This is a genomic window from Sphingobacterium sp. InxBP1 (assembly GCF_026191775.1).
GTDB lineage: Bacteria > Bacteroidota > Bacteroidia > Sphingobacteriales > Sphingobacteriaceae > Sphingobacterium > Sphingobacterium thalpophilum.
Genome location: NZ_JAINDX010000038.1, coordinates 91,987 through 104,237, shown reverse-complemented (window position 1 = coordinate 104,237; position 12,251 = coordinate 91,987). Strand labels below are relative to the sequence as shown.

The 12,251-nt window shown below is 42.6% G+C and carries 12 protein-coding genes; 8 read left to right on the top strand and 4 right to left on the bottom strand.

Annotation, left to right across the window (positions count from 1 at the left end):
- Positions 1-10 precede the first annotated feature (10 nt).
- The 3 genes from K7A41_RS02340 to K7A41_RS02330 form a co-directional block, all read right to left on the bottom strand.
- Positions 11-718 carry a class I SAM-dependent methyltransferase gene (locus K7A41_RS02340; RefSeq protein ID WP_265712436.1) on the bottom strand — a complete coding sequence of 236 codons (708 nt, stop codon included), beginning with the start codon at positions 716-718 and terminating at the stop codon, positions 11-13.
- Entirely contained in the window at positions 705-1,886 is a 1,182-nt protein-coding gene (pncB, locus tag K7A41_RS02335) for a nicotinate phosphoribosyltransferase (RefSeq protein ID WP_265712435.1), read from the bottom strand. The genes K7A41_RS02340 and pncB overlap by 14 nt, the downstream gene beginning before the upstream one ends.
- Positions 1,887-2,136: 250 nt before the next feature.
- Entirely contained in the window at positions 2,137-3,648 is a 1,512-nt protein-coding gene (locus K7A41_RS02330) for a DUF6600 domain-containing protein (protein WP_265712434.1), read from the bottom strand.
- A 255-nt stretch (positions 3,649-3,903) separates the two neighbouring features.
- On the opposite strand from K7A41_RS02330, the gene K7A41_RS02325 reads away from it, so the two are divergent.
- The 6 genes from K7A41_RS02325 to K7A41_RS02300 all read left to right on the top strand — a co-directional run bounded on the left by K7A41_RS02325 (position 3,904) and on the right by K7A41_RS02300 (position 8,026).
- Positions 3,904-4,662 (top strand): MlaE family ABC transporter permease, encoded by a 759-nt coding sequence (locus K7A41_RS02325; RefSeq protein WP_028069812.1) that lies wholly within the window; start codon positions 3,904-3,906, stop codon positions 4,660-4,662.
- A 6-nt stretch (positions 4,663-4,668) separates the two neighbouring features.
- On the top strand, positions 4,669-5,442 hold the full coding sequence (locus tag K7A41_RS02320; protein WP_265712433.1) for an ABC transporter ATP-binding protein: 774 nt from the start codon (positions 4,669-4,671) through the stop codon (positions 5,440-5,442).
- Between the two features lie 5 nt (positions 5,443-5,447).
- A complete protein-coding gene (locus tag K7A41_RS02315) occupies positions 5,448-6,452 on the top strand; it encodes an MlaD family protein (protein WP_265712432.1) in 1,005 nt (334 codons plus the stop codon).
- 144 nt (positions 6,453-6,596) lie between these two features.
- A complete protein-coding gene (locus tag K7A41_RS02310) occupies positions 6,597-7,298 on the top strand; it encodes an RluA family pseudouridine synthase (protein ID WP_265712431.1) in 702 nt (233 codons plus the stop codon).
- Between the two features lie 27 nt (positions 7,299-7,325).
- The gene (locus K7A41_RS02305; protein WP_028069816.1) at positions 7,326-7,589 is read left to right on the top strand and encodes a hypothetical protein; all 264 of its coding nucleotides are present in this window, start codon (positions 7,326-7,328) and stop codon (positions 7,587-7,589) included.
- Positions 7,590-7,594: 5 nt separating this feature from the next.
- Complete coding sequence (locus K7A41_RS02300) at positions 7,595-8,026, top strand: DUF983 domain-containing protein (RefSeq protein WP_265712430.1); 432 nt, start codon at positions 7,595-7,597, stop codon at positions 8,024-8,026.
- A 45-nt stretch (positions 8,027-8,071) separates the two neighbouring features.
- Here the strand turns inward: K7A41_RS02300 and K7A41_RS02295 are convergent, their stop codons facing one another.
- Positions 8,072-8,362, bottom strand: a complete 291-nt coding sequence (locus tag K7A41_RS02295) for a DUF4286 family protein (RefSeq protein ID WP_265712429.1) — start codon at positions 8,360-8,362, stop codon at positions 8,072-8,074.
- A gap of 365 nt (positions 8,363-8,727) precedes the next feature.
- Between K7A41_RS02295 and K7A41_RS02290 the strand changes: the two genes are divergently transcribed.
- Both K7A41_RS02290 and K7A41_RS02285 read left to right on the top strand, forming a co-directional pair.
- Complete coding sequence (locus K7A41_RS02290; protein WP_265712428.1) at positions 8,728-10,569, top strand: S9 family peptidase; 1,842 nt, start codon at positions 8,728-8,730, stop codon at positions 10,567-10,569.
- 9 nt (positions 10,570-10,578) lie between these two features.
- Positions 10,579-12,237: a sensor histidine kinase gene (locus K7A41_RS02285; protein WP_265712427.1), complete on the top strand. Its 1,659-nt coding sequence runs from the start codon at positions 10,579-10,581 to the stop codon at positions 12,235-12,237.
- Positions 12,238-12,251 lie beyond the last annotated feature (14 nt).

The window sequence follows — 12,251 nt, the reverse complement described above, 5'->3', positions numbered from 1 at the left end:
CGCTGAGGGCTTATTTTTTTGGTTCCATACGAGCCAGGTATTGGTCATTTTCATCTTCGTACAAGATTTGAACGACCCAGCCCAGTTCATGGGAAATATTGATCAGCGTGTCCTGATCTAAATACAGCCATTTAAAAGGATTGCCTTTTTTGCCTTTATATTCATATTGGTATTGAATTTCTCCAAAATAATGATGGGGCTTTTTAATATTAAAGTCCCTATAGAGATAACTGATATCTGAGGAATCGAAAATAAGCTGCCCGCGGTCGGTCAATAGGGTCTGACTATGCTGAAGGAGCTTTTTGAACCCCGCAATATCGCCGGCGATACCAATGCCGTTCATCAGAAATAGAAGAGTATCATATTTTTGGCCACTGAATTCATAGAAGTCCGCGCAAATAATATTTTGGACGCCTCGCTGCTGCATGATATGACAGGCTGGTTGGCTCAATTCCAGAGCGTCAACACGAAAGCCTTTCTCCTGGAGATAAAGACTATGACTGCCTACGCCGGCACCGACATCCAGCACCTGGCCATCACATAGCGATAGCCCGATGAATTCGAGCTCCGGGAAATCCACTGCATCTCTAAAGAATACCTCGACAGGCATTTCGTCTTGATCCCCGTAGCTCGTATGAAGGACGAGGGGAAATTTTTCTTCCTGATGTACGAAATAGTCATCCAGTGCCTCACCATATACGTCTCTATACATTGTCATCGTCGATCATTAAAACTTTTTTTGCGATATAAATGGAGTCTTCATCTCCGGTGTGCTTCATCGGTTCATCCGATAATTTAATCACCGGTGTCCAGAGCTCATCTTCTGGAAGTGCATCCGTCATTTTGATGACAATGTTCATGGGCTTAAGACCAACGTCATTTGTGAAATTGGTTCCGACTCCAAAAGAGTGTAATATCTTCCCTTCGCAATAATTCGCGATCCGCTCAACTTTGTCATAATCTAGCCCGTCAGAAAATATAATTGTTTTGGATAACGGATCAATACCATTCTTTCTGTAATGAGCAACGACTTTGTCTGTAAATTCCAAAGGGTCGCCACTGTCATGACGTACTCCGTCGAATAGCTTGGCTAGTTTTTTATCAAATTGCTGGAAAAAGACTTCGGTGGTATAGGTATCCGACAGTGCTATTCCAAGGTCACCCCTGTACACATCGGACCAGTGCTCCAATCCCAGCAAGTTGGCCATTTTGTAGCCGTACTTTGCGGCATGAAACATAAACCATTCGTGGGCATGTGTGCCGATCGGTTTAGTTTCATACTTCATGGCGAGGTGAACGTTACTTGTACCGATAAAGGTCTTCTCTCCATACTGCTTTAAGGTGCGCACGACAAGGTCGTGAACCTCATAAGAATGCCGTCTGCGGGTACCAAAATCGGCAATGGTAATACGCAGCTTTTTATATTTCTCAATTTTCTCTTTTGCCGTGGCCATCACATCCTCATCGCGCGCCCGCACGAGCCCCTGGGATTCGTAAAAAAGCTCGCAGATCAGTGACATCAGCGGCACTTCCCATAAGATCGTTCGGTACCAGTAACCTTCAATGACGACTTCTAGATCGGGGCCGTCCTGCGTAATTTTGACCTCTTCTGGATCGTAACGATAGCCTTGTAAAAAGTCGAAATAAGTAGGATCAATATAGGGACAGTTGCGTGCAAAAAAAGCTTTTTCTGCTTTGGTAAGTCGCAGATCAGCCATTTCATGAACGGCTTCCCGTAAAAGGATGTCAAATCCCTCCGGAAATTTATGGTGACCTCGGTTGATGAAGTGATAGCGGGCTTTTGCCTTGGGAAATAGTTTGACCACCGCATGCTGCATCGTGAATTTATAAAAATCGTTGTCCAATATAGAGGTTATTGATGCCATCTTATTCCGTATGATTTTGTTTGAAGGGGTAAATTTACTAATTAACATGAAAAAGTACGGATTGTTCAGTACAAATACAACTTTCGTGTTGATGTGGCTGCAATTCGTTGGTTGGCCTGCGGACGACTAACGGCGATGTTGGGGAATACATTTCTTGTGATTTGAAAAAGATAGATTGGTGATGGGTCTTAAAAAAAGCGGGTACAGTAGATGTACTGTCCCGCCTTTGTTCTGTTTAGTTAAGTTATTCTCAACGTGTTCTGCCGCCAGAAGATCTTTCCGAACCGCCACCCCGGCCTGAACTTTCGGACGACCGGCTTCTTGAAGAGGATGCCCCCTGTTGGCTCGATCTTTCCACGGATGGGGCAGAAGATCTGCTTCTAGTATTCTCGTAGCCTCTATGCTGAACTCTAGTCTGAGCAGGTTGACTCGGCTGCGAAGCTGGTTGGCTCGAACGGGTTCTGCTAACGCCCTCGTAGCCTCGGTTTTGCATCGGCTGATTTACGGGCTGACTGGAGCGCGTCCTGCTGCCATTGTCATAGCCACGGTTCCGTGTCATCTGATCAGGTTGTGAGGCTGGCTGGCCCGAACGGGTTCTGCTGCTGACAACCCCGCTGTTGTCAGCAGTGCCGTCCTGTCTGTTTCTACTGGTAGAAGTAGGGTTGCTATTTGACGTACGCGTTCTAAAATCGTAATTCGTGTTATTGGGCTGTCTGCTCACATTGTTTCTGTCCACGGAACTGTTGTCTCTGGTTCTGCTGTTGCTAGTCGAACCGCGGCTTGCACCATTATTGTTACTTTCGCTACGTGATCTTATCGAAGCATTACCATTGTTATCAATATATAGTTCGCGATTTCCCGATCTCGAATTGATATTGTCCCGATTGGAGATGACGCGATTGTTACGGTCAGCGATGGAACTGTTGTTGCTGCGTGTTCGTGTAGAAACGTCAACCACCTTGGCCGGACGCGCCGACGAACGTGTGTTGCGGTCTACAGTTGGCCGGTACATGGCAATTTCGCCAGTTCTCGTGCGACTAGCACTCGTGCGAGCCGAGCCCGGTCTATTCGCATTTGTAATCCTGCTAACGGCGATGCTCCGTCCTGTTGAGCGCTCAATATCTGACCTTCTTGGACCACCCACATAATAATTGTTGTTAATGATGGTGGTATTGTTGATGACTGTCGTTCTATTATATATGCTGTTGTAATTGCGTCTGTTTACATAATAGCGATCCATATTCCGGTTCATGAAATGATTGACGGAGACGAAGGTCCAGAAATTCATTGGGATATTGACCGAAACATTGATGCTCATGCCCGGGCCAAGAGGAGCCCAGCCATAGTAATCACTGCTTTGACGCCAATTGACCCACGCTGGTCCCCATTCGTAGTCGGGAACCCAACCCCAACCATAGCGGTCGTTGTAATTCCAGCGGCCATAGTGAAAAGGAGCCCAGCCCCAATCGTAGTTGGATACCCAGGTATTGCCGTAGTCTGTCATGGTCCAGTAACCATTGGTGGCATAGGGCTGAAAATCAGGACCAGCGTCCGGAATCCAGACATAGCCATAGTTTGGATCGTTGATCCATTGTCCATAAGGCGAAAGTTCGTCGTAGAACATTTGGAAAGAGACACCCGAATTGTAGTTGTTATATCCTACATAGCTACCTCTCTGGGCCATTGAAGTTGCGCAGCTTGAAAAAGATGCGACACCGATCAACCCCAATACCCAATATTTAATGTTGCCTAAATTTTTCATCTCTGTAATTTTTTTAATGCGACAAAACTCTATGCTATTGTCTTTGTTATTATGACAGCATAACGTATAGAATGGTTTAATCGGTACACTATAATTCTGATTTTTATGATATAAAAGTCAATTTCATGATCTTTTTACATAAACGACAATTTTAGATACATATTTTTTATTTACCTTTACCGCTCGAATTGTTACGTGTTTGTTCAGCATAAGACGTGTTTATGACACATTAATTTGAAATAGACATCATTTTAAATGGCTAAAAAACTTCAGACTTTTTTTCTAGAATTCGCAAACATTCATCGTTTCTTGTTGCGGTTTTGGCGCGAATTGGTCACTCCACCATATGAATTCAAAGAGATTATCCGTCAGTGCTATGAAATAGGCTATAAATCACTGCCTTTGATTAGTCTGACCGGCTTTATTGTGGGATTTGTATTCACAAAACAATCGCGTCCTTCACTAGAGGAGTTTGGGGCGACTTCAATGTTGCCATCTTTGATTTCCATTGCCATTGTACGGGCACTTGCACCCTTGGTGACGGCGTTGATCGCCTCTGGTAAAGTGGGGTCTCAGATCGGTGCCGAACTCAGTTCAATGAATGTCACGGAGCAGATCGACGCGATGGAAGTCTCCGGGACTAACCCTTATAAATTTTTGATTGTTAGTAGAATTTTAGCTACAACGATTGGAATTCCGGTACTCTGTTTTTATGTAGCAGGGATCGGTCTATTAGGTGGTTATTTGAGTATGATGAGCAAGGACGATCTCAGTTTTTTGAGTTTTTTTACACAAGTCTTTGAAACCATTGCATTTAAGGATTTGGGAGCCATGGTGCTTCGTGCTGTAATCTTCGGTTTTACGATAGGGGCGGTAAGCTGCTATTGCGGTTATTTTTCGTCAAAAGGGACAGAAGGCGTAGGAAAGGCTGCCAATGCGGCGGTAGTAGCCTCAATGTTCTTTGTATTTATCGAGGAAATAATTATTGTACAGGTTTTATCGTTCTTTGGATAAAGGTATATGGAAAAGGCTAAATTGGATATAGATCGTTCTCAATCGGTTATAGAGATCCGCAATGTCAGCAAGTCATTCGGCGATAATCATGTGCTTAGAGGGGTAAACCTCGATTTATATAAAGAAGAGAACCTTGTCGTGCTTGGAAGATCCGGAACGGGTAAGTCGGTTCTGATCAAGCTGATTGCCGGCCTACTGCGACCTGACGAAGGAACCATCAATGTGCTAGGTGATTCAGTGACCAGCTTGAATGACCGTCAGCTGCGTGAATTGCGGCTCAAAATTGGCTTTTCCTTTCAGAACAGTGCCTTGTATGATAGTATGACGGTTCGTGAAAACCTGGAATTTCCGTTGGTGCGCAATAAGCGCAAGCTGACAAGATCGGAGATCAACTATGCTGTAGAGGAAGTGCTGGATGGTGTAGGACTGTCGCAGACCATTAATCAGATGCCTTCTGAATTATCCGGAGGACAGCGTAAACGGATTGGTATTGCACGCACATTGATCCTTAGACCTGAAATTATGATGTATGACGAGCCTACTGCTGGTCTGGATCCCATTACTTGTCTGGACATCAATGGGCTGATCAATGAAGTTCAGGAACGTTACAAGACCGCTTCCATTATCATCACCCATGATCTGGCCTGCGCAAAGGAAGTGGGCGATCGTATCGTGATGTTGCTGGATGGTAAATTTGAAAGACAGGGATCTTTTGAGGAGATTTTTGATACAGATGACGAACGCGTAAAAGCGTTTTATAATTATAATTTTATTCTATAATATACATGAGTAAGGCAGAAAATAAAAGAGCAATCATTGTTGGTATTTTTGTTTTTTTAGGCGTATTGATTCTTTTGGCCGGAATCTTTATTTTGGGCAGCCAGCAAAAGAAATTCACAAAAAATATCGAGATTACCACTTCCTTTCCTGATGTTGCAGGTTTGAAAGTCGGCAGTAACGTCTGGTTTTCGGGGGTTAAAGTGGGAATCATTAAAAATATCCATTTCAAAAGTGTGCAAGACGTGGAAGTGGTGCTGACCATTGAAGAGAAGTCTGCTGAGTATATCCGTAAAGACGCCGTGACCAAATTGGGATCTGACGGTCTGATCGGTAATAAAATTGTGGTTATCTCCGGTGGATCGCAAAATGCGCCTACTGTGGAGACCGGTGATTTTCTGCGCTCGGCCAAAACTGCTGATATGGAAGCGATGATGGAAACATTGCAGGTGAATAATGAGAACCTGGCCAAAATAACGACAGATTTTGTGGAAATCTCGCGTGGTCTGGCGGATGGTAAGGGTATGGTGGGGGCAATGCTGACAGATACCTCCATGGTCAATACCCTGCGTGCCACACTATTGTCTATCAGCGCTGCGATGAATAACGCAAATAAGGCTTCGGCAAATCTGGTGACATTGACCAATTCGTTGAACAGTAACAAAGGCTTAATTCATGATTTGACTACAGATACAGCCATTTTTTCTAATTTGCGTCAGTCGGCTGCGCAGCTGCAAGGTGTCGCGCAGACAGCCAACGCGCTGATCAATAATTTGAATAACGCATCGAGCCGTCTAAATGACAAAGATAATGCCGTTGGTGTTCTATTGAATGATCCGGCGTCCGCCGATCAGATCAAATCGGCAATCAATAATTTAAATTCAAGTACAGCAAGATTGGATGAAAATATGGAAGCCCTACAACATAATTTCCTGCTGCGCGGCTTTTTCAAAAAGAAATTGAAAGAAGAAGCTAAAAAAGCAGAGCAGCTGAAGGCAGACAGTGCGCAGTAAAGCCTGCGATATATATAGGTAAGAGGCTTTACGCTTGCGTAGAGCCTTTTTTATGCAGGAAGGCTTATGCTTTTGTTATTGAAGAACAATACAGGTGTTGGGAGCTTATTTCTAGGAGTCGACCGCACCGCCAAATAATTACATATGAATAAACCGGACATTACAGACAAGGATGTAATCTACGAAGATAATCACCTGATTGCCATCAATAAAAGAGCGGGGGATATTGTACAGGTGGATGAAACGGGCGATCTTTCATTGGAAGATATGGTAAGGGCCTATCTAAAGAATAAATATGATAAACCCAACGATGCCTATGTGGGCGTGATCCATCGTTTGGACAGGCCGGTCAGCGGCATGATCTTATTTGCCAAAACGAGCAAGGCTTTGGAAAGAATGAATAAGTTTTTTCAGGACCGGTCCGTGAAAAAGACTTATTTTGCGATCGTGCGGCAGCGTCCCCGCAAGACGGAGGGGAAATTGATCAACTGGCTGATCCGGAATCGACAGACCCGTGTGACGAAAGCTTTTCCACGTGAGGTAAAAGGCGGTACCTACGCCGAACTCGATTATATGCTTGTTGGTGAGCTCAATGGATTCTACTTACTCCGTATCGAGCCGCTGACAGGACGTACGCACCAGATCCGCGCGCAGTTGGCTGCCATGGGCTGCCCAATTGTTGGGGACAATAAGTATGGGTATCCCCGCGGCAGTTCACTGGGAAGCATCTGTCTTCATTCGCGTTCGCTTGTGTTTACACATCCCATCAAAAAAGAAAAGACGGAACTGGTTGCATCGCTGCCCAAGGATGGTTTTTGGGATAAATTTGAATCCCTGCTGCGCTAATCGTTAAATTTTCAGTAACTTTGTCCTATGAAATGGTTTAAATATCTAGTCATCATAGTGGCCCTAAGCTGCTCTACAGCATCTGTTTCGCAGGCCCAATGCGCTATGTGTACCTTGAATGCCGAAAACTCTACAAAAGAGGGGAATATGCAAGGAAAAGGCTTGAATGATGGTATCCTGTTTCTTCTGGCCATACCTTATCTAGCAGCAGCAGGTCTGGGTTTTCTGTGGTACAAAAAGTACCGCAAGCGAAACGTGCCTGCAAAGAAATTTTTTAACGAGATACAATAGACGAAATGCCGACATCTAAATTCCATGCGATGATCCATTCCAAATGTCCCAAATGCCATGTCGGGAACGTATTTGAAGGAAAGGTTTACAGTTTGCGTAAACAGCATATGAATGAGGTTTGCCCACATTGCGGCGTTAAATATGAAGTCGAGCCGGGATATTTTTATGCAGCCATGTATGTCAGTTATGCGTTGTCCGTGGCCGAAATTGTTTCGGTGTCTGTGGCTATAGCGGTGCTGAGCCGAAGCGAATCACCATGGGTGTATCTTGCAGGCTTGGCGGTGACGATCTTGCTCTTTGCACCTTTCAATTTCCGGTATGCCCGTCTGATTCTGCTTCATTTTCTGACACCTAAAATAAGCTACGACCCGCGATTCGAACTGGCTTTGGAAATTCAGGAAAACGATCGGCAACCCGAAAATGAAAGCAGGAAATAAAGCTGTGTTACATGATATAGAAAATAAAGAGCGTCTGAACGCTCTTTATTTTTTTAAATACTTCATGGTGCTGTCAAAAAGGAAGACCTTGTCCTGGTACGTTTCTGCAACAAGCTCCTGTAAGGGAAGCAGGTGAACCTGTTGAAAATCCGCGATATGTTCTTCTGACGGGAGTACCACTTGTATGCAATAAGTCATTCCTTCATGGGGTGACTGCAACATCTGCAGAAAATGAACCTCGAATTTTTGGGATTGTACAACGTTATCCAGAATCCAGGTGACAATTTCCTGATGGATTGTTTCTTCTGCTATGACTGAGACATTATATAAAAACATATGCAAAAATAAGGTTTTCTATTGTAAAAAAGATTCTAGACGTAAATAGCAGGTTCTCATGTCGCGGAAATGCGCCTGTAACTGAACCGAATACTCAGCGGGCGGAAAAATGGCTAACAGAAAAATGAATAGGTACGCAAAACAGGCTTATGGGCCAGTGCATCAAGTACGCCGCTTAATAAAACGTTTTTATATGATAGCTAATTTAACTAAGTTTGAATGTTATTTGAATTTACGATATCTGTAAAAATAAGGTTGCATTCACTGCAATTTGGTATTTAATTACAATATTTGAGTTAATTGATAAGGACGTATTCGGGATTATGAGGTTGCAATTTTGGACTGTTTTGTTTTTTTGTGTAGTTATGCTAGGATGTCGCCAACATCAAGTCGACCCTATACCGATCAACCATTTTTTTTCTACACCCGAAAAATCGAATTTTAAGATTTCTCCCGATGGTCGTTATATCGCTTATATCGGTATTGATAACCATTGTAAAAATATTTATCTCATTGACTTGCAACATCAAGATAGTTCGAAACAGTTGACCTATCAGAATGATATTAATGTTAAGTCATTTGTGTGGAATAGTAGTTCAAAGATTTCTTTTTTGACCGAGCAATCTTCGCAGGACAGCTTGCGACTGTATGCCGTAGACATCAAAACAGATAAAATCTGGCCGCTGATCAAACCGGTGCGTGCGCGTTTTAGATGGGTACACGCTACAGTCTCCGCGGATGAGAGTTTTATTGCAGGGATCAATGACCGGGATTCTTCGCTGTTTGACCTTTATCGTATTTATCTGGACGGACGGCCGCGTGAACTCGTGCTTCAAAATCCGGGCAATATGAGCTCATGGATCGTATCATCTGACGGGAAGGTGCGGTTGGCAATTGCAAATGATTCTGTACAACAATCTGTCCTTTACCGGGCGTCTGAAAAGGTCCCGTTTAAAGAGATTATTCGCTGTGACGTGGAGAGTAGTTTTACCCCTTTGGGGTACAAAGATAGTGCGCAGTCTGTTATTTACGCCTTGTCCAACATCAACCGTGACAAGCTCGCTTTGGTCAGTTACGATCTGTCACATGAAAGGGAATTGGGCGAGCTATTCAGCCATAAAGAGGTTGATATGAGTCCGGGAGGATATTTTTCCGAGCAGAACCGATTGTTGTTCGTTAACTACACCACCTCAAGACAAGGCCGGCATTTTTTTGATAAAGCAACGAAAAGGAAATACGACCAATTGGCGAAGCAAATCGAAGGCTTTGAATTTCAGGTATTGAATACAGATGTTTCAGGAGACAGAATCATTATCAAAACTTATACCGACGTCAACCCAGGGGGGATTTATTTCTATGATTTCCGGACTAAAAAACTGACGAAGCTGGCCGATAATAATCCCGATCTGAAGGATAAGGAGTTGTCTCCGAATGAATTTGTGACGTATAAAGCGCGGGACGGGCAACAGATAACCGGTTATTTGACCTATCCAGTACATTCAAAGCGAAAAAACTTACCGATGGTCGTGCTGCCTCATGATGGGCCCAATGGCCGTGAGGTTTGGGGGTTTGACAATGAAGCACAGTTTTTGGCCAATAGAGGATATCTGGTTTTCCAGATGAATTATAGGGGCTCGACGGGTTTCGGCAAGAAGTTCTGGACGGCGGGTTTTAAGGAATGGGGCGGTAAAATCCAGGATGATATTACCGACGGAGTGAAGTGGCTAGTCAAAGAAGGGATTGCTGACCGCAACCGGATTGCTATTGTAGGAAAAGGATTTGGCGGATATTCCGCCTTGCATGCCGCCTGCTTCAATTCGGATCTATATAAGTGTGCAGCGTCCTATTCTGGCTACACTAACCTATTCACTTATTTTAGAGATATTCCGCCTTATTTCAAGTCCTATGTACAGAAAATGTATCAGATTGTAGGTAACCCTATTCGTGAGGCCGAATTGTTTAAAAATATTTCTCCGGTATTCCATTCTGATAAGGTAAAAATTCCTGTATTGTTGGCGCAAGGAGGAAAAGACCGTTTCAGTTCGGTGACCGATGCTAACCAATTTGTTCAGAAGTTAAAAAACAACACTGTTCCCGTGCAGTATTTTTTAAAGGAAGATGAGGATAGAACCTTTAAAAAAGATGAGAATGTCTTCGGCTATTATAACGAGCTGGAGCGATTTTTGGCAAAATATCTCGTAGATTAGGGGCAAACTATGAAAGCAGCGAAATACAGCTACCGAAAAAATTATGGTCTACTATTGGTGTTTTTAATCGCGATCAGTGGTTTGTACATTTTTGCGCTCTTTCTGGCCAGAAATTATACGGAGTCTCATATCAAAAATGAATTTACAAACAAGAAATCAGAAATTTTTGATCAGACATTGGTGCCTTTTAACGATTTTTTCCAGAATAGAATCCCTGAAGTTTCGTTTTATCAGGGCTTTCTGGATTCCGTACAAGCGGGCAAGTATGCATACAGCATTTTGAGTTCCTATCCGTTTGTACGTGAAATTGGTTTTTTTGATCTTCAGCTAAACAACGATCATAATCTGAACTATGGTTTTATCGTTAATAATTTGCGGATACAGCCCAAAACCATTACTTTTTTTTCCATTTCTAGGTCGGGATTGTATAAAAATACGATCCGTGACCGTGCTCAGATGGGCCTGCATTCTGAAGATATCAACAATATAGGGGTCAAACTAGCCACTTATATTGATAAATTACAGCCTAATGCAAAGCTGTCGGATAAAGATATATTAAAGGTCTTTTATACGATCCGGCCCGGGCAGATTACATATATGAATATTCCGAGAGTCAATGACTTGATTGTATACAAATCCATTATGGAGGGTAATTTGGATCACACCGTAGGCTATGAACAAGATATGTTTAATTTTCAGATTGATCCAATGTATCTTGAAGTCAAAAATAGCTATCCCAATCTTTACGAGAAGATTGAAATTGTACCTTTAGTGGGGGCACCAATAACACCAGAAAATGATGAGATCTCCACAGAAATGCCTTTGCCGGGAGCTCTTGCTGATTATAAACTGCTTTTCAGATCGAGTAAAAACTTTATTTCCGATGAGATTAACCGTAGTTTTTGGCCTGTACTGGGCGGTATATCGCTGATTTATATTATTTTGATTGCGATTCTATATTTAATTTATAGAAATTTAGAAATTAACGGAAGACTTTTTAAATTGCAGTATGATTTCATCAACAACCTGACGCATGAGTTTAAAACACCTGTGAGCGTTATTAAAATTGCTGGAAACAATATTAAAAGTGCGCAGGTGCTTTCAGAAGATGAAAGGAGGATGTACGGGAATATATTGGATCAGGAGGCTGACCGGCTCAACAATTTGATGAACAAATTATTGTCCTTTAGCCAGATCGAAAATAAAACAATAAAATTAAATAAGGAAGAGGTCGATCTGAAGGAATTTACGGAAAATATTGTTGCTTCTTCTCGAATAAAATATCCTGATTTTAAAATTAGCACAAAAATTGATGTACGAACATCTATGCTTGCGGATCCAGTATTGTTGAGCAGTGTATTTCAGAATATGATAGACAATGCCTACAAATATTCGAAAGCAGGGCATAAAATCCTGGATATTGCCATACAACAAAACAAGAAGAATTTTGTTATCCTATTTAAGGACGAAGGCATTGGAATAGAGAAGGCAGAGTTTAACAATATCTTCAAAAAGTTTTATAGAATAAAGAGTCAATATAATCAGCAAGGAAGTATTGGTTTAGGTCTGGCATTCTGTAAAGAGATTACCGAATTTATCGGTGGTGATATTACAGTAAAAAGTCAACTGGGTCAGGGGACCACCTTTACATTGGTATTTCCGGTTTAAAAATAAATTTAAAT

Coding starts and splice junctions, on each gene's coding strand:
- K7A41_RS02340 (WP_265712436.1), bottom strand. CDS start 718: ATGACAATGTATAGAGACGTATATGGTGAGGCACTGGATGACTATTTC.
- pncB (WP_265712435.1), bottom strand. CDS start 1,886: ATGGCATCAATAACCTCTATATTGGACAACGATTTTTATAAATTCACG.
- K7A41_RS02330 (WP_265712434.1), bottom strand. CDS start 3,648: ATGAAAAATTTAGGCAACATTAAATATTGGGTATTGGGGTTGATCGGT.
- K7A41_RS02325 (WP_028069812.1), top strand. CDS start 3,904: ATGGCTAAAAAACTTCAGACTTTTTTTCTAGAATTCGCAAACATTCAT.
- K7A41_RS02320 (WP_265712433.1), top strand. CDS start 4,669: ATGGAAAAGGCTAAATTGGATATAGATCGTTCTCAATCGGTTATAGAG.
- K7A41_RS02315 (WP_265712432.1), top strand. CDS start 5,448: ATGAGTAAGGCAGAAAATAAAAGAGCAATCATTGTTGGTATTTTTGTT.
- K7A41_RS02310 (WP_265712431.1), top strand. CDS start 6,597: ATGAATAAACCGGACATTACAGACAAGGATGTAATCTACGAAGATAAT.
- K7A41_RS02305 (WP_028069816.1), top strand. CDS start 7,326: ATGAAATGGTTTAAATATCTAGTCATCATAGTGGCCCTAAGCTGCTCT.
- K7A41_RS02300 (WP_265712430.1), top strand. CDS start 7,595: ATGCCGACATCTAAATTCCATGCGATGATCCATTCCAAATGTCCCAAA.
- K7A41_RS02295 (WP_265712429.1), bottom strand. CDS start 8,362: ATGTTTTTATATAATGTCTCAGTCATAGCAGAAGAAACAATCCATCAG.
- K7A41_RS02290 (WP_265712428.1), top strand. CDS start 8,728: ATGCTAGGATGTCGCCAACATCAAGTCGACCCTATACCGATCAACCAT.
- K7A41_RS02285 (WP_265712427.1), top strand. CDS start 10,579: ATGAAAGCAGCGAAATACAGCTACCGAAAAAATTATGGTCTACTATTG.